Origin of the sequence: Rhizobium sp. RM (assembly GCF_013390595.1) — a bacterium.
In the GTDB taxonomy this organism is placed as follows: Bacteria; Pseudomonadota; Alphaproteobacteria; order Rhizobiales; family Rhizobiaceae; genus Agrobacterium.
Window position 1 is genome coordinate 619,504 of record NZ_JACAWV010000007.1, and the last position, 20,355, is coordinate 639,858.

The window sequence follows — 20,355 nt, forward strand, 5'->3', positions numbered from 1 at the left end:
TGTTATCTTTGCTTTCGGGTAGCAACAATTTCGCCGTTCCGGGAATGGCGTGTGACGTGGCCAGAACCGGGAGAACGGATTGATGACCACAGCCGGGCAAGACAACAAAGGCAGGAAGCGCCTCACTGGCGCCTTCGAAAACCGGCCCGATCTTGCGCGCCGGGTCACAACAAAACGGTTTTTCGCCAAACTGGTGATGTTCGCGGAGCGCTTAGCGCCCAGAAGCCTTTGGCCGCTTACCCTTGCTGCTGCTTTTCTCGCGCTCGCCTGGTTCGGCATTTTCCGGCACATGCCAGACATCCTGCGTCTCGGCGTCGTCTTCGTACTTGTCTTCGCCTTTCTGGCAACGCTCTTGCCGATCATTCGGCTGCGATGGCCAACAGACACCGAAGCCTCCCGTCTTCTGGAAGAGCGCAATGGCCTGGCTCACCAGCCAGTTGGTGTGCAGGATGACGAACCTGCCTTCAATACGCCACTGGCGCGAGCGCTGTGGAAGGAACACCAGCTTCGCATGGCGGAGCGCATCGCAGCGCTCGATGCTGGTTTGCCCAAGCCAGATATTGCCCGCCATGACCGCATGGCCTTGCGCGCGGTTCCGGCATTGCTGCTTGCCGCTGCTTTCGGATTTTCCTTTTCAAATGGCGCGGGAAGCGTCGCCGACGCATTCCGCAGCCAGCCTGCCGCTGGGCCGATCGACCCCGATATTCGCCTTGATGCCTGGGTAACGCCACCATCTTATACCAGCCGTGCACCAATCTTTCTGACCGGTCGCGATGCGGGCAATCGGGAGTCCATTGCCGTGCCGCAATCCTCCAGGCTGACGATCCGCATGACGGGCGGCGACGGCGGTGAGGAAGTCACGTTCGAACCGGACACGGCAGGCGCGTTGCAAAAAATCGCACCCGAAACCTCACAGGGCTCGGCCAATGGCACCGAAAACCAGCCGCAGGCAGTGCGTAATCCGGGTCAACCACTGGCGCCCCGCACCTTCACGATGGACATCGCTGAAAGCGGCATGATTACGGCCAATGGCGAGCAATGGGTCTTCAACGTTATCCCCGACCAGCCGCCAACCATTGCCTTCGACAATATGCCGCGCCGTGCCGTTAATGGCGCGCTCGAAGTGGGTTTTACGGCGAAGGATGATTATGGTCTCAAAGAAGCTCACGCCCTCATAGAACCGATTGGCGTGGCTGAAGGGGCAACCCCACTTTATCCACCGCCAGAGTTCAAGCTCGACCTGCCGAGGCAGAATAATCGCGACCTAAAAGGGCTGACAAGCCGTAACCTGACCGAACACCCGATGGCCGGCAAGCGTGTGCGCATCACACTCGTTGCGACCGATGGCGCGGGACAAACGGGCCGCAGCCCGGCGCATGAGATGATCCTGCCTGGGCGCAATTTCTCCGAACCCTTGGCGGCATCCATTGTTGAGCAACGCCAGATCTTTTCGCTCGACACACGCCAGATGCCGAAAGCAATCGCCTTTAACGAGGCCGTTGGCCTTCGCCCGGAAGAAACGATCCCTAATACGACACACTATCTGTTGCTGCAGTCGGCGCAGACCCGCATGCGGCTTGCCTATAACGAGGAGATGCTGAAAGACACGGCCGATTATCTCTGGGAAATTGCTCTAGGCATCGAAGACGGCGACCTCTCGCAAGCTGAAAGGCGCCTGCGCGATGCGCAGAATGCGCTTTCCGAAGCGCTACAGCGCAACGCCCCGGACGAGGAAATCGCCAAGTTGATGCAGGAACTGCGCGAGGCAATGCAAGAGTTCATGAGTGAGCTTGCTCAGCGCATGCAAAATGCACCGCAGTCCAACATGAATCAGCAGGCGCAGAACACGATTCGTCAGCGCGATCTGGAAAATATGATGAACCAGATCGAAAACCTGGCGCGCTCGGGCAATCGCGATGCCGCGCAGGAAATGCTGTCGCAGTTGCAGCGCATGATGAACAACCTTCAGGCTGGCAGGCCACAGCGCCCCGGCCAACAGGGCCAGCAGCAAACCAGCAAGATGCGCCAGCAGATCGACAAGCTCGGAGACATCATGCAGCAGCAGCAAAAGCTGATGGATGAGACGTTCAAGCTGGACCAGGCGCTGCGCGACCGCATGCAGCGGGGCGACCCCCAGCAGAACGGCGAAGGCGACGACCAGCAGATGGGCGAGAATGGCCAGCAGCCACAACAGGGCCAGCAAGGACAGCAGGGGCAACAGGGTGGTCAGCAGCCCAGCGACCAGATGACAGCAGAACAGCTGCGCGAGGCATTGAAAAATCTTCGACAGCAGCAGGATGCACTTGGCAAACAGCTTGGCGAACTGCAGCAGGGATTGCGAGACCTCGGTATGGAGCCCGGTGAGAATTTCGGCAAGGCAGAGCAGGAGATGCAGGGCGCCGGTGAAGCCCTGGGGCAAAGCCAGGGTGAACAGGCTGTCGAAGGACAGGGAAACGCGCTCAACGCCCTGCGTCAAGGCGCGCAGGACATGATGGGACAGATCATGCAGGCCATGCGTCAGCAGGGTCAGCAACCCGGCCAGGGACAGGAAGGCATGGCCGGTCAAGGTGGCCAGAATGGCCGCGATCCACTTGGCCGCCCGCGCTCCACCAACGGTCCTGATTTTGGCGATCAGGTAAAGGTACCTGATGAAATCGACGTTCAGCGTGCCCGCGAAATTCTTGAAGCCATTCGCGAAAAGCTGGGCAACAACCCGCCCGGCGAAATCGAGCGCCGCTATCTGGAGCGTCTGCTGGATATCCAGTAGTAAATGTAGCCTTCCGGCTCAGCCAGTTTGAGGTTGTTATCGTCGTTTCACCACGGCGCAGAAAAGACCGTATGCGCGACTTCGCCGATCGGAAATCGCTCCCAACAAAAAAGGCGGCCCGACGGCCGCCCTTTGCGAATATTTGAACCTGACCGTTCAGGCAGCCAGCGCTCTGGCAACCGCCTTGCGGATATCCGGCAATGCGAAAGGTTTGGAAACCACGTCAACGATCTTCTCGGCCAGATCGTCGGCGCGTTCACGCTGCTCGGCATAACCCGTCATCAGCAGGATACGCATGCCTGGAAAGCGTTCGGCAGCGCGGTGTGCCAGTTCGATGCCGTCCATGACAGGCATACGGATGTCGGAAAGAAGAAGATCGAAATTCGTTTCCTGGAGCTTTTCCAGCCCCTGCTCGCCATCGGCAGCTTCATACGTCTCGTGACCGTCGAGACGTAGAGCGCGCGCAACAAACGAGCGCAGCGCATCCTCGTCTTCGGTAATCAGAATCTTTGCCATCAACCATTGCTCCTGGGCGTCATTTCCAGCCGGGAGCAACATCGCAGGCTCATCTTTTCAAGAGGTAAACACCTCGGCCTCCGCTCTGCGGATGGTTAACGAGGCGTCTCCGAACTGTGTCGCAACAGGACAGGCGTGAGCCCGTCAGGCATCGCCCGTTACGACGCCGACAAACGGCAATTCCCGGAAGGCATAGGCCACGTCCATACCGTATCCGACAACGAAGTAATCAGGACATTCGAAGCCGACATAATCGGCCTCCAGGTCTTCCTTGCGCTTGACCTTCTTATCGAGCAGGACGGCGATGGTGACATTGCGTGCGCCACGCTCGTAAAGCAGTTCCTTGGCGAAACGCAGCGTGCGGCCGGATTCGAGAATATCGTCGATCAGCAGAACATCACGATCCTTCACGTCGCTGTCGATATCCTTAACGATCCTGACGCCTTGGGAAACCGTACCGGCGCCATAGCTCGAAAGCGTGATGAACTCGACTTCCGGCGCAAGACCGCTGTCATGCAAAGAACGGATAAGGTCGGCTGCAAAGATGAACGAGCCTTTCAGGACAGCAATGACCAGCAAGTCCTTGGTCGGGCCGTTTGCGATGCGCTGCGCCATATCCCGATTGCGCTCGGCAATCTGCTCGGCGGTGTAAAGCGGCTCGATATTTTTTCCACGGACGACGGGCATTCTTTCTCCTGTGCTGCGTCTTGCTCTTTTACCGTTCAGTCAAAAGACAAGACCCGTTAGCACAGTCAGCGGTCGGACGCACCCGCCCCGACGAAGGAAAGCTTGATCTGCGGCGTTTTTCCACCGGGATGGCGCAATTTTGCTGAAAAACCATGACTATTAGCCGCTTGGATCGCCTCAACAGGGGGCGAAATGACCATACTGGCGACGAGCTGCCCCTTGGCGGAGAAGAGATCAGCGCGGATCGCTGGCACAGCTTCGAGGTTCCGACCGTTGTTTTCAACGATACCATTGATCAGCAGGATTTCCATGCCGCCGGCATCCTGCGGTGTCACGGAGACATGAGATATCGCTAGAGGGCTGACGGGTGCGGCAACGGCGGACTGCTCTGGCGCAATCATGGAAAGGCCACCGGCACCGATGAAGACGAGGATCGCGAGGGTTGCCACGAGCGCCGAGTAGGCATCTACAGACAGACGCGACAATTTCCGATCAATCCAGCCGACAAAGGCAAATATGACAGCGGCAGCCGTTACCTGCCCAGCCACGTCCTGACGAGCCTTTGTACCACGATTGTCGTTTCCATGCGTACGGCCGCGCGTGTCCTTGATGGTGACAAATTCCGCATCTACCACCTCAGGCTTGGCTCTGGTCTGGCGCGATGCAGACCGTGCCGGCGTTTCAGGCATCAGGAGGTCGAAGTCGAATGCCGCTTGGCGGCGCGATGAACGGAACATACCCATGGAATCCCCTGGTCAGGTTTTCCGCCCTGAAAAACGGGCATTGAAACGAATCCTGCCAAGTTTTAAATTTAAATGGTTAATGCTTCGCAAAAATGCTTCGCCCGGGCTCGCCGATACGGTTAAACGGCTGCAGCCGGAGGGGTGATTCAATGCTGGCGAAAGATCACGAAACAAAGAGACTGGAAGTCCGTTGATCCATTTCGAAAATGTCGGGTTACGCTATGGAATGGGTCCCGAGATCCTGAGAGACATGACGTTCGACATTCCCAAGGGGTCGTTCCAGTTTCTGACCGGTCCGTCCGGTGCTGGCAAAACCACGCTTCTGCGCCTGCTTCTTCTTTCGCTCCAGCCGACACGCGGCAACATCCGCATGTTCAATCGCGATGTTTCACGCATCCCCCGCAACGAATTGCCAATGCTTCGCCGCCGCGTCGGCATCGTCTTTCAGGATTTCCGTCTCCTCGACCATCTGACGACCTACGAGAACGTGGCATTGCCATTGCGGGTGCGAGGCAAGGAAGAAAGCGCCTATCGCAATGACGTTATCGAACTTCTGAAATGGGTGGGTCTCGGTGAACGCATCAATGTGCTGCCCGCCATCCTGTCCGGCGGTGAGAAACAGCGTGCCGCGATCGCACGTGCCCTGATGGACCAGCCGGAGATTCTGCTTGCGGACGAACCGACAGGCAACGTCGACCCACCGATGGCCAAACGCCTGCTCAACCTGTTCCTTGAGCTCAACCGGCTGGGGACGGCAGTTGTCATCGCCACCCATGATTTCGGCCTGATGGACCAGATCAACGCACGCCGGATGATCCTTACAGAAGGGCGGCTTGACATCTATGAATGAGATGAACCCCACCCCGCTGAAACCCGAAGCCGGCGCGCCGAAGCGACCGCCGATGCGGATTCGCCCCATGGCGCCGATTCTGCCGCCCTCCAACATCCAGGGCAACGCATTGATGGTCGTCATCGCCATCATGGCTTTTCTTGCCTGTCTTACGCTTGGTGCAGTGTCCATGGTGCGGGCCACGGCTGCGACGTGGCAGAGCCAGATTTCCCGTGAGATCACCATTCAGATCAAGCCGGAGGACGGCCTGGATATGAATGCGGCGCTGAATAAGGCTCGCAATCTGGCGCTGACCTTCGTTGGCACACGCGAAGGAACAATCCTCGATGACGCCGCGACATCGCGTCTTCTGGAACCCTGGCTTGGTTCGGGTCTGAACCTGTCGGAGCTTCCAGTTCCACGTCTCGTCGTCATCACAATCGATGAGAACAACCCGCCCGATTTCCAGGCCATGCGCGACATGCTGAAAACGGAAATCCCTCAGGCCTTTCTGGACGATCACCGAACCTGGGTCGACCGACTGGTCTCGATGGCGCGCACGACCGTCGGCATTGGCCTCGGCGTGTTGATACTGGTGTTCACCGCCATGGTTCTGACCGTGGTGTTCGCCACGCGCGGTGCACTCTCCGGCAACAGGCATATCGTCGAGGTGCTCCATTTCGTTGGCGCCGAGAGCAGCTTCGTGGCGCGAGAATTCCAGAAGCACTTCCTCAAGATCAGCCTGAAGGGATCGGCCGCAGGCAGTGCACTTGCAGCACTCGTCTTTCTGGCCGCAGGCTTTTGGCAGTCCAGCACGGTCGCAACGCCACAGAGCGACCAGGCGAGCGCCCTTTTCGGATCGTTCTCGGTTGGCCTGGGGGGATACCTCGGCATTGCCGCCACCATGATGGTCATTGCGCTGCTGACGACTCTCACCGCGCGCATCACCGTCATTCGCACCATAGACGATATCGACCGGGTGCGTTCCGACCCGTCGAAAAGCGACGGACTGACCTCCTGAAAAGCGCTTCGGACGAACGAATATCGCCCAAAGCCGTTTATACGTCCAAGGCTAGAAATGCCTGTTCCTTGCCTTAATCGGCGAGTATTCATGAGGAATGTTTGTGAGTCGGACAGACCAGGACCCATCGACCATGCATCGGGCAGGAAACAACCTGCTGTCGCGGCGTGGACCTTTGCGTCGTTTTGTCCGGGTCATCATATTGCTGTGCGTGATTGCCTTTGGCGCGCTTTTCGGCGGTTTTCTCTGGTTTGCCGATTCCGTGGCGTCCATGCGCCCGCCAGCGTCCGCCAAAGCGGATGCAATCATCGTGCTGACCGGGGGCTACCAGCGTATCGAACAGGCCGTCGGCCTGCTGCGTGACGGCGTTGGCAAGCGGTTGCTGATCTCCGGGGTCAATCCGGCAACGACACGTGCGCAAATCCGCAGGATGACGCAAGGGTCTCCCGATCTTTTCACTTGCTGCGTGGATATGGGTTACAAGGCGATCGACACAATCGGCAACGCCAACGAGGCGTCAAGCTGGATACGCGACCACGGATACGCCTCGGTCGTTGTCGTCACCAACAACTACCATATGCACCGCAGCCTGCATGAGTTGCGTAGTGCAAGCCCGCAAACGGAATTCATCTCCTACCCGGTCATCAGCTCTGATCTTGCCCGCACCAACTGGTTCGTGGAGCCCGACGTGGTGAGAACCATGCTCTATGAATATATGAAATTCGTCGCCGCTGCAGGTCGGGATCTGACGGGCATCGGCAAGGGCGATGGGCTGCGCAAGCTCGCTGGCGATCATGCCCCTATCCACACAGGCAGCGTCACCCCCTGACAGATGGGACAAACGCCTTGCTGCAAGGCCTCTTTTTCGTGTAGGCGTTCGCACATAGGCACCCAGTATCCAGGCCAGACATTTCCTGGAGCGGTTGCGCCCAGGGAAGTCTGTTGATGCTCAAGCTGCGCTCGTTTCTTTTCAATACGCTGTTCTATCTCAATCTTATCGTGCGCATGATCGTGCTGACGCCGATCTATTTTCTGTTGCCGCGCAAGATTGCTTTTGAAATCCCCAAGAACTGGGCACGCTCCAACCACTGGCTGATGAAGACCATCGTGGGCACGACCTTCGAAATCGAAGGGCTGGATCACATTCCGGAAACCGGCTGTATCTTCGCGCCAAAACATCAGTCCTTCTGGGACACCTACGCGCTTCTGCCCAACCTTCCTGATCCGGTCTATATCCTCAAGCGTGAACTGCTCTGGATACCGCTATTTGGCTGGTACGCGATGAAGCAGCGCATGATCCCGGTGAACCGCGCTGCACGCGGCAAGGTCATGATGAAAGTCATGGAGCGCGCCAAGGAAGAGATGGCCGCAGGACGTGAGTTGATCATTTACCCGGAAGGCACCCGCCGACCGCCGGGCGCACCACCTGAATATCGCTACGGCATTGCCCGCCTCTATCGCGATCTCAACGTTCCAGTCATCCCGGTTGCCATGCATCCGGGCCTTTTCTGGCCGCGCCGTTCGACCATGCGTTACCCCGGCCATTTCAAGGTAAAGATCCTGCCGCCCATCCAGCCTGGCCTTGATCCGGATGTGTTCTTCAAGCACCTGATAGAGGTCACGGAGAGAGCAAGCGACGAACTGCTTCTGGAGACGGCGCGAAACAACCCGAACCTGCCATTGCCACCCACTGCAGTCCAGCGCATCGCTGAGCTTCAGGGCGCAGAAACGCCTAAGCCGGTTGAACAGCCAATCCGCTAACCCGGGCAGCGATGTTTTCCAGCGTGGTGTCGCGAATACCCATATCCTGCAAATGCTGGATGGTGTTGAAAACATAATCGGTATTGGGGCCGGAACGGCCGGCGGCAGTGGCGACGATCGCCGCCGCATCGGGCGCGGCGAGCCCACCGACATATTGGTCATGCGCGGGGTCTGCCACATAGGTTACGGCGCTACTGCGCCGCCCGTCGACCATGGCAATACTGACCACCCGCTCCTTGTAGACATTTGTGACAAGTTCCCGCTCACGCAGGTAGGCCATGACAGGCTCGTACTCGGCACCTTTGACCCGGAAAGCCACTCCGAGACAGGAGCCGCCGCGCTCCAGCCCAAGCACAAGACCGGGCTTTTCCTCCGTACCGCGATAAACGCTCGACCATATGCACAAAGAGCGACGGTAACCGTGCAGACGCGCCTGCTGCCTCTCCTCAAAAGCAAAGCCCGGGTTCCACATCAACGAACCGTAGCCAAAGACCCAAAAATCGTCCATATCCCACGCCAAATCGAAATTATCTGAAGTCGATTCATCGGAGATCAATATGGCAGCGTCAAGCCAATCCGGCACAGCCAGAAAAATCCTTTGGCTTGGTCTCGCGATCGTAGTGGCGATCGGGCTCTATACGGCTGGGTGGTTTTACGCCGCGAACAAGCTGAAAGAGACCGTCCTGAACGCGATCGCGCCCACAGAAGCCGCCAGCGTCAGTGGCGAATGCGGCGACATTGCTTTCCGCGGTTATCCCTTCCGGATCGGGCTCTTCTGCTCCAAGGTCAACGTGGACGACAAGGAGAACGGCGTTTCAGCATCGTTTGGCCAGCTTCGCTCGGCGGCCCAGGTCTATGATCCTGGCCATATTGTCTGGGAACTCGATTCGCCCGCAGAGATTCGCACCGGCCATGGTCTGACGGTTTCCGCCGAATGGCAGAACCTGCAGTCGAGCCTGACAACCAAACTGAAGGGTATCGACCGCACATCGCTGGTGATCGAAGGCCTCAAGGCCAATGCCGTGTCCTCGGTGACCGGTCAGACAATCGATTTCGATGCTGCAAAAACCGAGATGCATCTGCGCCAGAATGGCGCCGATCTGGATGGCGCCATTACCGTCACCGACGCAGCGACGGTCATCAAGGATTGGCCCCAAATTCTGCCACGTCTGTCAGCAATCGCCGATGTAACGCTTGCCGGCAAGGCGGGCATGATCGACGGTAGCGACGAGACAGGGCTCTACGGCGCGAGCGGTGAATTGCGTCGCGTGTTGGCAGATATCGGTGAAGGCCGAACCATGCGCATCAGCGGTCCCTTCTCCTTCGACAATGAAGGTTATCTCTCCGGCCAATTCAAGGTGGAAATCGAAAAGCTTGGCGCATGGTCGGACAATGCCAAGCAGGCGTTTCCGCAACTGCAGTCAACCATCGACACCGCCCGCAAACTGCTCGGTGCGCTGGCAGGTGGCGGAGACAGGGCGTCCGTTGATGTTGTGGTGGATCGCGGCCGTGCCACGATCAGCGGCTTCATTCCGCTCGGGAAAATTCCGCCAATCTGATGGAAATGAAAATGGCCGGTCAACCCGGCCATTTTTCTAAAGTGACAACACGATCTTATTTTTTCTGATCGAGCGCGTGACGGCCGAAGTCCGGCGCATCTACATCCTGACCTGCCTGAATGATCGAGCGGCGGATGGTGCGGGTGCGCGTGAAGAGTTCGAACAGCTTGTCGCCCTCACCCCAACGGATCGCTCGCTGCAAATAGGCAAGATCTTCGGAAAACCGCGCCAGCATTTCCAGGATGGCATCCTTGTTATGCAGGCATACGTCGCGCCACATGGTTGGATCGGAAGCTGCCAGACGGGTGAAGTCACGAAAACCTGATGCGGAATACTTGATGACTTCCGATTCCGTTACTGTCTCCAGATCATCTGCCGTACCGACAATGTTGTACGCGATGATGTGTGGCAGGTGCGAAACGATCGCCAGCACCTTGTCGTGGTGCTCCGCATCCATTTCGTCCACACGAGAACCCAGCGCCTGCCAGAAGCCCTTCAGCTTCTCCAGTGCATGCTCGTCTGTACCAGGCAGAGGCGTGAAAATGCACCAGCGCTCACGGAAAAGACCCGCGAAGCCGGCATCGGGGCCTGACTTTTCCGTACCCGCCAGCGGGTGACCCGGAATGAAGTGGACATTGTCGGGCATATGCGGCGCCATCTGTGCGATGACCGATGCCTTGGTTGAACCAACATCAGTCACAATGGCGCCGGGTTTGAGATGCGGAGCGATCTGTTTTGCGACGCTCTCCGACGCACCGACCGGGACGGAAACGATGATGAGATCAGCGTCTTCCACGGCCTTCGCCGCCGACACGGTGTATTCGGTACCGAGGTCGAGTTCTTCCGCCCGCTTTAACGTGTCGTCGCTGCGGGTCGAAATGACCACATGCCGTGCGAGCCCAAGCTCCTTGACATCGCGCGCGATCGACGAGCCGATGAGGCCAATGCCGATCAGCGCAATGCGTTCAAACAACACCTCGCCCATCACGACCGTCCCATGAACTCGGTCAGGGCGGCGATAACGCCGAGGTTGGCCTCTTCCGAGCCGATTGTCATGCGCAGCGCATTCGGAAAGCCGTAACCCCGGACTGCACGCAGGATGTAACCACGGCGGCTGAGGAACTCATCGGCGTCAGATGCACGTTTACCATCCTGTTCCGGGAAGTGGATGAGGATGAAATTCGTCACCGATGGCGTGACGGTCAGACCGAGGCCGGCAAACGTCGTCGTAAGCTTTTCCTGCCAGACAGCGTTGTGGGACACAGCCTTTTCAACGAAAGCCTGATCGCGGATCGCTGCGGCACCGGCAGCAATGGCAGGTGCGCTCATGTTGAAGGGGCCACGAACGCGATTCAGCGCATCGATGATATCGGCCGAGCCATACATCCAGCCGACGCGCAGTGCTGCAAGGCCATATACCTTGGAGAAGGTCCGGGTCATTACGACGTTGCGGTTACCCGACACAAGTTCAAGACCAGCCTCGTAATCGTTCTTGCGCACGTATTCCGCGTAGGCCGCATCCAACACCAGAAGAACGTTCTTCGGCAACGAAGACTGCAGACGGCGGATTTCCGCAACTGGAACATAGGTGCCCGTCGGATTGCCGGGATTGGCAATGAACACCATCTTCGTTTTCGCAGTCACAGCGGCGAGAATCGCATCCACATCAACGGTGCAATCCTTCTCCTTCACGGTGACGGGTGTCGCACCGGCGCCCATGATCTGTATCTTGTAGACGAGAAAACCGTGCTCTGTGATGATCGCCTCGTCACCCGCGCCGAGATAGACATGGCAAAGCAGGCCAAGCAACTCGTCCGAACCATTGCCGCACAGGATGTTCGCAATGTTAAGGCCATGAACGTCGGCAATCGCCTGGCGCAGCGCAATGGCCTGGCCGTCGGGATAAATTTCCAGATGGCTGGCGGCAGTGCCGAATGCCTCTATGGCCTTCGGGCTTGGACCAAGCGGTGTTTCGTTGGAGGAGAGCTTGTAAACCTTTGCGACGCCGTCGACATGCTCCTTGCCCGGAACATACGCGGCGATATCCAGAATACCTGGACGCGGAACAGGTTGGCTAAGCTCTGCACTCATTTGATCGACCTTCGGAATAACGCCGGGAAATCCGGCAAAAACAATGCCGCAGGCATTAGACCGGAATGGTCGTTTTGTCGAGGGTCAGCGCCGGTTTCGCTTATCGAGACCGGATCTCGTGGTCGGAACCCCTTGCGGCGCGAGAACGGGCACAAAAACCCGACGTGATGCCCGCTGTGTAACAGGCAGCCCCTGATAAAGCCGCTTCTGGGCTTCGACTATGATGACACCGGAAAACAGCGGCCAGAGCCTGCGCCCCGTGTGCTCTAGATAACGCCTGAATTTCAGAACAGGTCGGCTTGTCGTTGGCGGAAAGAACAACGCCTCCGCTGTCGCACCCGGCGTAAAATTGGTTTCACGCAGGAGCGCGGTCAACTGGCTACGTGAATAAGGGCGACCGGAACCGAAAGGCGTGTGCTCCATCCGCGCCCACACACCGCGCCGGTTCGGCACAACGATAACCAGACGCCCACCAGGCGCCAGCACGCGCCAGAGCTCCTTGAGGCTTTCGCGCGGGTTTTCGGCAAACTCAAGCGAATGAACCATCAGCACGCGATCGATCGACGAATCGGGCAAAGGAAGCTCCTCGTCGAAAATCAGCGCCGTTGAAGAAAGCTCTCCGGCTGGCCAATTCACCGCCCCTTGCCCTGCGGGCATGAAGGCAAAGGTGCGCTCCGTGTCATGGCGAAAACGGTCGAGAAATGGCACCGCGTAGCCGAGCCCGACCAGTCGCTCATCCGGCAAGGGTGGCCAGAGCGTCGATAGCGCCATGGTGATCGCCTGCTCCGCCGACCGGCCAAGCGGAGAGTGATAGAATTCGCGCAGATCGACAATATCGGTATTCATGCGCGAGAATGTAGCATCAGACGGTTGGACTTCAAGGCGGCTATCCTTACATTGAACGTCAGGCGGACGATTGCGCCGGGTTGGCCCCGGCAAATGGAGAGGACACGATGAAACCTTTGGAAATAGACGTCTTTCTTTGCCGCAGCGACAATTTTGGGGTTCTGCTGCACGATCCCGAGACCGGCGCAACTGCCGCCATCGATGCCCCGGAAGAAGGCCCTATCCTCCGGGCGCTCGAAGGACACGGCTGGAAACTGACCCACATCTTCACCACGCATCATCACCAGGACCATGTCGAAGCCAATCTGGCGCTGAAGGAGCGCTACCATTGCGAAATCCATGGCCCCTACGATGAAGCTGTGGCGATTCCCGGCCTCGATCGTTCGCAGGCGGACGGCGACGAGTTCGAATTTGCAGGCCGCCGCGTTCAGGTCATTGCCACGCCCGGTCATACCGCGGGTCATATCTGTTATCACCTGCCTGACGACGGGCTACTGTTTGCTGCAGACACGCTGTTTGCCATGGGCTGCGGCCGCCTGTTCGAACGTCCGGCTACCGATATGTGGCACTCCTTCCAGAAGCTCATGGCCCTGCCTGACGACACCAGGGTTTATTTCGGCCACGAATACACTCTGTCGAACGCCCGGTTCGCGCTGACAATTGATCCGGACAACGTGGAACTGCAGACGCGCGCTGCGCACGTTGACGTCCTGCGCAGGGAAAACGAATTCACCATCCCGACCACCATTGGCCTGGAAAAACAGACCAACCCCTACATGCGGGTAGCAGACGGAAAGATCCGTGCGCATCTTGGCCTTGCGGATGCAACGGACGCAGAGGTCTTCGCAGAGATTCGTACCCGCAAGGATAATTTCCAATGAGCGAGGCAGAGCTTTCGGCCGAAGCCATTATCCGCGAGCTTGGACTGGAACCGCACCCCGAGGGAGGGTTCTACCACCAGACCTTCCGCGACAAGGCGGGTGGAGAGCGCGGCCATTCGACAGCGATCTATTATCTTCTTGAGAAAGGGCAACGGTCGCACTGGCACCGCGTGACTGATGCTGCGGAAGTCTGGCATTATTACGCCGGTGCACCGATTTCCCTGCACCTCTCGCAAGACGGCAGGGAAGTCCAGACTTTCACGCTTGGCCCGGCAATATTGGCGGGAGAGCGACCGCAGGTGATCGTTCCGGCGAATTGCTGGCAATCCGCCGAAAGCCTTGGAGATTTCACTCTCGTCGGCTGCACCGTATCGCCAGGCTTTGCTTTTTCGAGTTTCGTTATGGCAGAGCCCGGCTGGACGCCGGGCGATGCGCTCTAGACCCGTCAGCCGCCGTATTTCGTCGCAGTGATGTAGACCTGGCCAACGCGAGTCGGGATGACCGCATAGACCGGTGCGTACACATCCATTGCGTCGGATTTGGCAAACCAGATCTCCATCGAGATCGATTTCAGATACTCGATGTCCTTCCGCCCCTGCCGGTATCCCGAACGCGGCACGTAGCGCGCCTTGCAGACGACGGCATCGCCGCTGAAGCCCTGCGTCTTGAAGGGCTTGGTGCCACTCGAACTCAGGACCAGATCCAGGCGCGACTCACCGTCATAGATCGGCAGGCGAGTCGGGCAAATTCTTCCACCCGCGGGGATGATGAGACCCGAGATAGGGTCGAGTACAGATCGCAGGTCGCGATCCTTCACCTCAACCCAGTTGTCTGGCCTGGCTTTTGGCTCCGGCTTGACGGTCGTCGAGGTCACATTGCCGTTGCGATAGACAACATCATAGGTTCGGACGCGCTTGCCATCCTTGTAGACCAGCGAATAGGCGTTAGCCTGCAGCCGGTTTCCACGTTTGGCACCCGAGACAGTCGTCTTGCCGGAAATGTCCTTGAGGACGCTTGCCAGCCCGGCAGCACTGAATGAGCCGGAAATCGAATAATTGGGGCCGTCCATGCGAGTCGAAAAACTGGCTCGCGCTATGGGCAGGATACCCAGATTGATGCTGTATTCACTCGTATGGCGTGCTTCAGCAGCGAAAGACGGGCCTACACCCGCAAAAGCCATCGCGGCAGCCAAGAAAAACCTTTGTCCTCTGGCAAACATCGGATATCACCCTAAAAGCGGCCCCTTAAAAGGCCTTGTCGGGCGATGATATACGCCGAGTTGTGGCAAGAAAAAAGCGGATGCCGGTTGAAAACGCCGTAATTTCCGTTCATTTGCTCGCGAGCGACTTGACTGTTAAAGCGTGCCTGACTATAGAACCGCAACTTTCCAATCATGGCCAGTTGGATTGCCACCCGGGTTTTGCCGGTGGCGACCGAGTGGTGAAACAGACGAAACGAAATAGGTGTACCCATGTCCCGTGTATGCGAATTGACCGGCAAGGGCGTCCAGACGGGCAACAACGTCAGCCACGCCAACAACAAGACCAAGCGCCGGTTCCTTCCGAACCTCTGCCAAGTCACGTTGATCTCCGATGTTCTTAGCCAGCGTTTCCGCCTGCGTGTTTCCGCAGCGGCTCTCCGCTCGGTCGAACACCGTGGCGGCCTCGATGCCTTCCTTCTGAAGTCCGACGAAAACGAACTGTCGATGCGCGCTCGTCTGCTGCGTCGCCAGATCGCAAAGAAGACGGCTGAAGCTGCTTAATAAGCGGCTTCACTCTTAACGACATTCAGAAGGCTTGAATGGCTTTTGCCACTCAGGCCTTTTGTGTGTTTCAGTAACACGCTTTTTGTTTTGGCATCGGACGAACAGAACACCGTTCTTCTTTTTTCAGTCCGCAGCCCGAACTGGTGGCATCACCCAGGATAAAAAAATGCCTTACCTACGCTACACGGTTGTTTACGTACTTCTGATGACGCTTGTCGTCGTCGCATCCAATATTCTAGTACAGTACCCGTTGTCCGGATCGCTCTTCGGGGTCAACCTCGGAGACCTGCTGACCTGGGGTGCCTTCACCTATCCAATCGCTTTTCTTGTGACCGATCTGACGAACAGGCAGTTCGGCCCGTCGATTGCACGACGCGTGGTACTTGCCGGCTTCGTCGTCGGTGTGACGCTTTCCTTCTGGACCTCGATTCCGCGTATCGCTGTCGCCTCAGGCACGGCCTATCTGATCGGCCAGCTGCTCGATATCTCTGTCTTCAATCGCCTGCGCCGTCAGCGCTGGTGGCATGCACCGCTGGCTGGTTCGATGCTCGGTTCGGTGCTGGACACCGCATTGTTCTTCTCCATCGCCTTTGCGGCGAGTTTCTCCTTCGTTGGCCCGAATGATGCCTTCGCGATCGAGAGCGCTCCCATCCTCGGCATTTTCGCACAGGAAGCACCACGCTGGATCTCCTGGGCGCTTGGCGATCTTTCTGTGAAGGTTCTTGTTGGTCTCGTGATGCTGCTGCCCTATGGCGCGCTGATGAACACATTGAAGCCAATGCCACCGGCAAAAGCACTCTGATTTTGGATTTGATAAAAGCCCGCGAAAGCGGGCTTTTTTTCATTCAACCAGTTTGAACTCCAGCATCAGATTGCGCTGGAGGAAGGAATGATTGTCGTCGGAGACGATGATGAGACGTGTCGAGCCATCAGGCCCTTTTACCACGTCCATGCCTTCCATATTGTCGATCTGGTAAACCATGCCAGCTTCGAGCAGTATCTCTCCATCGACGACAGCTCCTGGCTTGATATCCTCTGCTCGGATACGGCGGATGCGCATACCGACGCCTTCGGCAAAATTGAACCGCCGCTCCAGAAGTAAAAGGTCACCATTGGGCAGGAAGGCGCCGTCGGTCACGTCGAAGGACGGATGATGGGCGACAGCAAAGGAACCCTTCAGAGGGCCTTCCAGGACGGCCGCAAGCAGGTTTCCATCGGCGTCTATACTCTTCTCGGCAACAACCACCATCGCGCCCTTCAGCAGAGAATCGACCGGCGAAACCGCCAGAGCTTCCATGCCACCATTCGAGCGCAGTTCGTTGTTGGGAATGAGATGCGGCAACCGCCCTATGGGTTTGGAGCTCTCAAAACCTGGATCTGGGAAGATATCAATCCGATGTCGCTGCTCATAGCTGACGAAAACCTTGTCACCACGAAGCGCCAGACCCTCCGCGTCGACATCCATTTTCCGGGTAGGTTCGCGCCCGCTTATGTCCAGTATTGGTGCTATGCGAACGTCGGAAACGCCGGAGAGCGCACCACTATCACCGCGCGTGATCTTGCCGGTCAACCAGTGCCCGGTATCCAGCACTGCCACGAAATTTTCACCGTCCGGGCGAAAACGAATGCTTGATATAGCACCGAAAAGCTTTTCGGGAGAGCTCATCACCAGTCCGCCGACGAACTCCAGCTTGCCAAACCGGCTGGCACTGGTCCCGACTTCGAAATTGGCAAGCAAGCGCGATGCGACCGGCACATCGATAGTCGATGCACCGATGGGTGCCGGAACCAATGACGTCGCAGTGAAAAAAACCACCGCTGCCAGACAATTGCGAGCCGAGAAACCCCCGCCCCGCTTATCCTGCACGGCGAACCCGGCGCGGCGCGGCGGACGAATTGGTGTCCTCAAACAGCGCGGCGAGCTGTTCGGTCATCGCACCGGCCAGTTCATCGGCATCCACGATGGTAACAGCGCGACGATAATAACGGGTCACGTCATGGCCGATACCAATAGCCAGCAGTTCGACAGGCGACCGTGTCTCGATTTGCTCGATCACAGCCCGCAGGTGCCGTTCAAGGTAGTTGCCCGGATTGACCGAGAGCGTGGAGTCGTCGACTGGCGCACCGTCCGAAATCATCATCATGATCTTGCGCTGCTCAGGACGGCCAATCAGGCGGTTGTGCGCCCACATCAGCGCTTCACCATCGATGTTTTCTTTCAGCAGGCCCTCGCGCATCATCAGGCCAAGATTGCGACGAGCGCGGCGCCATGGCGCATCTGCGGACTTGTAGATGATGTGGCGCAAATCGTTGAGGCGTCCCGGCGAAGCAGGCTTGCTGTTGGCCAGCCACTGCTCGCGCGATTGGCCACCCTTCCATGCCTTGGTGGTGAAGCCAAGAATCTCCACCTTGACGCCCGAGCGCTCCAGTGTACGCGCCAGAATGTCGGCGCACGTCGCGGCAACGGTGATCGGGCGGCCACGCATCGAACCAGAATTGTCGATGACCAGCGATACGACCGTATCGCGGAACTTGGTGTCGCGCTCCTTCTTGAAGGACAGCGGCTGCATTGGGTCGATGATGAGACGCACAAGACGCGCCGGATCGAGATAGCCCTCTTCCAGATCGAAATCCCAAGAGCGATTCTGCTGCGCCATCAAGCGGCGCTGGAGACGGTTCGCGAGACGTCCGACAGCGCCCTGAAGATGGGCAAGCTGCTTGTCGAGGAAGGCGCGCAGACGGTCGAGTTCCGCCTCATCGCAAAGTTCCTCGGCATGAATTTCCTCGTCAAACTCCTGCGTGAAGATGCGGTAGTCGACCTTCTCGTTGAAATCGTCAAACGGGCTGTTGGGTCGGCGTGTTTCGCCTGGTGTCTCGGAATCCTCGTCGAGATCGTCGGACATTTCCTCGTCCGACATCTCGGCGCCGTCCATCTCGCCTTCTTCCATTTCCTCTTGCGAGGCTTCGTTCTCATCGGCGGGCGTCGCATCGGAACCGGCTTCCTCCTCGACCTGTTCTTCTTCGGTCTCGTTGGTCCGCGGTTGATCCTCGTCTGAATCGGCCTCCTGGCTTTCCGGCTCGTTGTCGTCGTCGCCGAAATCCTCTGCCATCTGCATGGACGTCAGCATCTTGCGAACAAGCTTCGAGAACGCTTTCTGGTCGCTGATGACATTTGACAGATCGTCGAGATCGCCGGCCGCCTTGTCCTCAATGAACTCCCGCCAAAGGTCGAGAACCTTGCCGGCGCTTGCAGGCGGCTTTTCGCCGGTCAGCTTTTCGCGCACGAGCATCGCCACCGCCTCGGCAATTGGCGCATCGTTCTGTGTGCTGATGTCCGAAAAATTCGCCTTGGCATATTTCTCGGTGTTCATGGCGCGAATGTTGGAAGCCATGCCGGGCATGCGCAAAGCACCGATTGATTCAACGCGCGCCTGCTCCACTGCATCGAAGATCAGCCGGGCATCGGTTCCCTGCGGAGACATGGTCGCATGCACATCGCTGTCATGGCAGGCAAGGCGTAGCGCCATGGAATCGCCCAGTCCACGCGTGATGGCGATTTCCTGCGCGGTCGGCTTCTTGGAAATTTCCGGCAAACGCATACGCTCGCCAGCAAGACCGGGTCGCTCGTTTGCAAATACAACCTCGACCTCGGAATCGCCTGCAACGGATCGTACGCAGCCGGCAATCGCCTGGCGTAGCGGCTCCGTATCGATCGCCGTACCCGGTTTCGCTCTGGAATTGTCGCCGCGCCCTGCCATTGTCTTTCCTGTCGATTCTCGACGCCCCAGAGCCGCCCATCGGAGATGCGCGGCCCTTCGGCGCCTTCACGTCATCGGTGATGTTTCCCGGAAAACCGGAAAAATCAGGCGCTCAAAACGATGTTCGCAGCGCTTTCCTTCAGTTCAACGCCGAATGCGCGCTGATACTGTTCCGCAACCAGCGTGCGCTCGAGTTCGTCGCACTTGTTGAGGAAGGTCACGCGGAATGCGAAGGCGATATCGCCGAAGATTTCCGCGTTTTCTGCCCAGGTGATGACCGTACGAGGGCTCATGACGGTCGAAAGGTCGCCGTTGATGAAGGCCGAACGGGTCAGGTCAGCCACCCGCACCATTTTGGAAACGGTTTCACGCCCCTTCGGGTTGTTGAAGCTCTTCACCTTGGCAGCGATGATGTTCACTTCCTGCTCATGCGGCAGGTAGTTGAGCGTCGTCACGATGGACCAACGGTCCATCTGCGCCTGGTTGATCTGCTGCGTGCCGTGGTAGAGGCCGGTGGTATCGCCGAGGCCGACGGTGTTTGCGGTCGCAAACAGGCGGAAGGCTGGATGAGGACGGATAACTCGGCTCTGGTCAAGCAGCGTCAGACGACCGGAAGATTCCAGTACGCGCTGAATAACGAACATTACGTCCGGGCGGCCGGCATCGTATTCGTCGAAGACCAGCGCGACATTGTGCTGGTACGCCCATGGCAGAATGCCGTCCTTGAATTCGGTGACCTGCTTGCCGTCTTTCAGGACGATGGCGTCCTTGCCGACGAGATCGATACGGCTGACATGGCTGTCGAGGTTGACGCGAACGCAAGGCCAGTTGAGGCGCGCTGCGACCTGTTCGATATGGGTAGATTTACCGGTTCCGTGGAAGCCGGAGACCATGACACGTCGGTTGTGAGCAAAACCTGCAAGAATAGCAAGCGTTGTATCGCGGTCGAAAAGATAGTCTGGATCGAGGTCGGGAACATAGGCGTCGCCCTGCGAATAGGCAGGAACCCGCAGATCCGTATCAATGCCGAAAACCTCCCGCACGGACACGGTTGTGTCGGGCAGGTTAGAAATATCAAGGTCGATTTTGCTCATCACGTCTCCAAGGCGGGCGGCAGCCACCCGGCCACAT

21 protein-coding genes are annotated in these 20,355 nt (G+C 58.1%); 10 read left to right on the forward strand and 11 right to left on the reverse strand.

The features are described from left to right. Nucleotides 1-82: 82 nt before the first annotated feature. Complete coding sequence (locus HWX89_RS07360) at nucleotides 83-2,767, forward strand: TIGR02302 family protein (protein WP_138792134.1); 2,685 nt, start codon at nucleotides 83-85, stop codon at nucleotides 2,765-2,767. A 156-nt stretch (nucleotides 2,768-2,923) separates the two neighbouring features. On the opposite strand, the gene HWX89_RS07365 is transcribed toward HWX89_RS07360, so the two are convergent. The 3 genes from HWX89_RS07365 to HWX89_RS07375 form a co-directional block, all read right to left on the reverse strand. Then, nucleotides 2,924-3,283: a response regulator gene (locus HWX89_RS07365; RefSeq protein ID WP_138792133.1), complete on the reverse strand. Its 360-nt coding sequence runs from the start codon at nucleotides 3,281-3,283 to the stop codon at nucleotides 2,924-2,926. Nucleotides 3,284-3,427: 144 nt separating this feature from the next. Further along, nucleotides 3,428-3,970: a hypoxanthine phosphoribosyltransferase gene (gene hpt / locus HWX89_RS07370; protein WP_138792132.1), complete on the reverse strand. Its 543-nt coding sequence runs from the start codon at nucleotides 3,968-3,970 to the stop codon at nucleotides 3,428-3,430. Between the two features lie 65 nt (nucleotides 3,971-4,035). Then, nucleotides 4,036-4,707, reverse strand: coding sequence for a DUF3426 domain-containing protein (locus HWX89_RS07375; protein WP_138792272.1), 672 nt, complete (start codon nucleotides 4,705-4,707; stop codon nucleotides 4,036-4,038). A gap of 196 nt (nucleotides 4,708-4,903) precedes the next feature. On the opposite strand from HWX89_RS07375, the gene ftsE reads away from it, so the two are divergent. The 4 genes from ftsE (at nucleotide 4,904) to HWX89_RS07395 (ending at nucleotide 8,324) form a co-directional block, all read left to right on the forward strand. Further along, nucleotides 4,904-5,563, forward strand: coding sequence for a cell division ATP-binding protein FtsE (ftsE, locus tag HWX89_RS07380; protein WP_138792131.1), 660 nt, complete (start codon nucleotides 4,904-4,906; stop codon nucleotides 5,561-5,563). Further along, a complete protein-coding gene (locus tag HWX89_RS07385) occupies nucleotides 5,556-6,563 on the forward strand; it encodes a cell division protein FtsX (protein ID WP_138792271.1) in 1,008 nt (335 codons plus the stop codon). Before ftsE ends, HWX89_RS07385 begins: the two co-directional genes overlap by 8 nt. A gap of 97 nt (nucleotides 6,564-6,660) precedes the next feature. Then, complete coding sequence (locus HWX89_RS07390) at nucleotides 6,661-7,392, forward strand: YdcF family protein (protein ID WP_138792130.1); 732 nt, start codon at nucleotides 6,661-6,663, stop codon at nucleotides 7,390-7,392. A 116-nt stretch (nucleotides 7,393-7,508) separates the two neighbouring features. Continuing rightward, entirely contained in the window at nucleotides 7,509-8,324 is an 816-nt protein-coding gene (locus HWX89_RS07395; protein ID WP_138792129.1) for a lysophospholipid acyltransferase family protein, read from the forward strand. Here HWX89_RS07395 and HWX89_RS07400 read toward each other — a convergent pair. Further along, nucleotides 8,296-8,832 carry a gamma-glutamylcyclotransferase gene (locus HWX89_RS07400; protein WP_138792128.1) on the reverse strand — a complete coding sequence of 179 codons (537 nt, stop codon included), beginning with the start codon at nucleotides 8,830-8,832 and terminating at the stop codon, nucleotides 8,296-8,298. The two genes, HWX89_RS07395 and HWX89_RS07400, sit on opposite strands and share 29 nt — an antisense overlap. A 49-nt stretch (nucleotides 8,833-8,881) precedes the next feature. Here HWX89_RS07400 and HWX89_RS07405 point away from each other — a divergent pair, with 49 nt between their 5' ends. Further along, nucleotides 8,882-9,883 (forward strand): DUF2125 domain-containing protein, encoded by a 1,002-nt coding sequence (locus HWX89_RS07405; protein ID WP_138792127.1) that lies wholly within the window; start codon nucleotides 8,882-8,884, stop codon nucleotides 9,881-9,883. A 55-nt stretch (nucleotides 9,884-9,938) separates the two neighbouring features. Here the strand turns inward: HWX89_RS07405 and HWX89_RS07410 are convergent, their stop codons facing one another. The 3 genes from HWX89_RS07410 to HWX89_RS07420 form a co-directional block, all read right to left on the reverse strand. Further along, a complete protein-coding gene (locus HWX89_RS07410) occupies nucleotides 9,939-10,868 on the reverse strand; it encodes a prephenate/arogenate dehydrogenase family protein (protein ID WP_138792126.1) in 930 nt (309 codons plus the stop codon). Continuing rightward, nucleotides 10,868-11,974 (reverse strand): histidinol-phosphate transaminase, encoded by a 1,107-nt coding sequence (hisC, locus tag HWX89_RS07415; RefSeq protein ID WP_138792125.1) that lies wholly within the window; start codon nucleotides 11,972-11,974, stop codon nucleotides 10,868-10,870. The genes HWX89_RS07410 and hisC overlap by 1 nt, the downstream gene beginning before the upstream one ends. Nucleotides 11,975-12,058: 84 nt before the next feature. Next, nucleotides 12,059-12,820, reverse strand: a complete 762-nt coding sequence (locus HWX89_RS07420; protein WP_138792124.1) for a class I SAM-dependent methyltransferase — start codon at nucleotides 12,818-12,820, stop codon at nucleotides 12,059-12,061. A gap of 107 nt (nucleotides 12,821-12,927) precedes the next feature. On the opposite strand from HWX89_RS07420, the gene gloB reads away from it, so the two are divergent. Beyond that, nucleotides 12,928-13,701 carry a hydroxyacylglutathione hydrolase gene (gene gloB, locus HWX89_RS07425; RefSeq protein ID WP_138792123.1) on the forward strand — a complete coding sequence of 258 codons (774 nt, stop codon included), beginning with the start codon at nucleotides 12,928-12,930 and terminating at the stop codon, nucleotides 13,699-13,701. Beyond that, nucleotides 13,698-14,141 carry a cupin domain-containing protein gene (locus tag HWX89_RS07430; RefSeq protein WP_138792122.1) on the forward strand — a complete coding sequence of 148 codons (444 nt, stop codon included), beginning with the start codon at nucleotides 13,698-13,700 and terminating at the stop codon, nucleotides 14,139-14,141. The genes gloB and HWX89_RS07430 overlap by 4 nt, the downstream gene beginning before the upstream one ends. A gap of 5 nt (nucleotides 14,142-14,146) precedes the next feature. Here HWX89_RS07430 and HWX89_RS07435 read toward each other — a convergent pair whose 3' ends face one another. Then, nucleotides 14,147-14,920 carry a DUF3108 domain-containing protein gene (locus HWX89_RS07435; protein ID WP_138792121.1) on the reverse strand — a complete coding sequence of 258 codons (774 nt, stop codon included), beginning with the start codon at nucleotides 14,918-14,920 and terminating at the stop codon, nucleotides 14,147-14,149. Nucleotides 14,921-15,172: 252 nt separating this feature from the next. Here HWX89_RS07435 and rpmB point away from each other — a divergent pair, with 252 nt between their 5' ends. Beyond that, complete coding sequence (gene rpmB / locus HWX89_RS07440) at nucleotides 15,173-15,463, forward strand: 50S ribosomal protein L28 (protein ID WP_138792120.1); 291 nt, start codon at nucleotides 15,173-15,175, stop codon at nucleotides 15,461-15,463. A 169-nt stretch (nucleotides 15,464-15,632) separates the two neighbouring features. After that, the gene (locus tag HWX89_RS07445; protein ID WP_138792119.1) at nucleotides 15,633-16,268 is read left to right on the forward strand and encodes a queuosine precursor transporter; all 636 of its coding nucleotides are present in this window, start codon (nucleotides 15,633-15,635) and stop codon (nucleotides 16,266-16,268) included. Nucleotides 16,269-16,307: 39 nt separating this feature from the next. Here the strand turns inward: HWX89_RS07445 and HWX89_RS07450 are convergent, their stop codons facing one another. The 3 genes from HWX89_RS07450 to cobS all read right to left on the reverse strand — a co-directional run bounded on the left by HWX89_RS07450 (nucleotide 16,308) and on the right by cobS (nucleotide 20,318). After that, nucleotides 16,308-17,333: an esterase-like activity of phytase family protein gene (locus HWX89_RS07450; RefSeq protein WP_502707585.1), complete on the reverse strand. Its 1,026-nt coding sequence runs from the start codon at nucleotides 17,331-17,333 to the stop codon at nucleotides 16,308-16,310. Further along, on the reverse strand, nucleotides 17,323-19,224 hold the full coding sequence (cobT, locus tag HWX89_RS07455; protein WP_138792118.1) for a cobaltochelatase subunit CobT: 1,902 nt from the start codon (nucleotides 19,222-19,224) through the stop codon (nucleotides 17,323-17,325). Before cobT ends, HWX89_RS07450 begins: the two co-directional genes overlap by 11 nt. A 104-nt stretch (nucleotides 19,225-19,328) precedes the next feature. Next, on the reverse strand, nucleotides 19,329-20,318 hold the full coding sequence (cobS, locus tag HWX89_RS07460; protein ID WP_138792117.1) for a cobaltochelatase subunit CobS: 990 nt from the start codon (nucleotides 20,316-20,318) through the stop codon (nucleotides 19,329-19,331). Nucleotides 20,319-20,355 lie beyond the last annotated feature (37 nt).

Excerpts from the sequence above, each read along its gene's own strand:
- HWX89_RS07360 (WP_138792134.1), top strand. The coding sequence starts at position 83 with ATGACCACAGCCGGGCAAGACAACAAAGGCAGGAAGCGCCTCACTGGC.
- HWX89_RS07365 (WP_138792133.1), bottom strand. The coding sequence starts at position 3,283 with ATGGCAAAGATTCTGATTACCGAAGACGAGGATGCGCTGCGCTCGTTT.
- hpt (WP_138792132.1), bottom strand. The coding sequence starts at position 3,970 with ATGCCCGTCGTCCGTGGAAAAAATATCGAGCCGCTTTACACCGCCGAG.
- HWX89_RS07375 (WP_138792272.1), bottom strand. The coding sequence starts at position 4,707 with ATGTTCCGTTCATCGCGCCGCCAAGCGGCATTCGACTTCGACCTCCTG.
- HWX89_RS07385 (WP_138792271.1), top strand. The coding sequence starts at position 5,556 with ATGAATGAGATGAACCCCACCCCGCTGAAACCCGAAGCCGGCGCGCCG.
- HWX89_RS07390 (WP_138792130.1), top strand. The coding sequence starts at position 6,661 with ATGTTTGTGAGTCGGACAGACCAGGACCCATCGACCATGCATCGGGCA.
- HWX89_RS07395 (WP_138792129.1), top strand. The coding sequence starts at position 7,509 with ATGCTCAAGCTGCGCTCGTTTCTTTTCAATACGCTGTTCTATCTCAAT.
- HWX89_RS07400 (WP_138792128.1), bottom strand. The coding sequence starts at position 8,832 with ATGGACGATTTTTGGGTCTTTGGCTACGGTTCGTTGATGTGGAACCCG.
- HWX89_RS07405 (WP_138792127.1), top strand. The coding sequence starts at position 8,882 with ATGGCAGCGTCAAGCCAATCCGGCACAGCCAGAAAAATCCTTTGGCTT.
- HWX89_RS07410 (WP_138792126.1), bottom strand. The coding sequence starts at position 10,868 with ATGGGCGAGGTGTTGTTTGAACGCATTGCGCTGATCGGCATTGGCCTC.
- hisC (WP_138792125.1), bottom strand. The coding sequence starts at position 11,974 with ATGAGTGCAGAGCTTAGCCAACCTGTTCCGCGTCCAGGTATTCTGGAT.
- HWX89_RS07420 (WP_138792124.1), bottom strand. The coding sequence starts at position 12,820 with ATGAATACCGATATTGTCGATCTGCGCGAATTCTATCACTCTCCGCTT.
- gloB (WP_138792123.1), top strand. The coding sequence starts at position 12,928 with ATGAAACCTTTGGAAATAGACGTCTTTCTTTGCCGCAGCGACAATTTT.
- HWX89_RS07430 (WP_138792122.1), top strand. The coding sequence starts at position 13,698 with ATGAGCGAGGCAGAGCTTTCGGCCGAAGCCATTATCCGCGAGCTTGGA.
- HWX89_RS07435 (WP_138792121.1), bottom strand. The coding sequence starts at position 14,920 with ATGTTTGCCAGAGGACAAAGGTTTTTCTTGGCTGCCGCGATGGCTTTT.
- rpmB (WP_138792120.1), top strand. The coding sequence starts at position 15,173 with ATGTCCCGTGTATGCGAATTGACCGGCAAGGGCGTCCAGACGGGCAAC.
- HWX89_RS07445 (WP_138792119.1), top strand. The coding sequence starts at position 15,633 with ATGCCTTACCTACGCTACACGGTTGTTTACGTACTTCTGATGACGCTT.
- cobT (WP_138792118.1), bottom strand. The coding sequence starts at position 19,224 with ATGGCAGGGCGCGGCGACAATTCCAGAGCGAAACCGGGTACGGCGATC.
- cobS (WP_138792117.1), bottom strand. The coding sequence starts at position 20,318 with ATGAGCAAAATCGACCTTGATATTTCTAACCTGCCCGACACAACCGTG.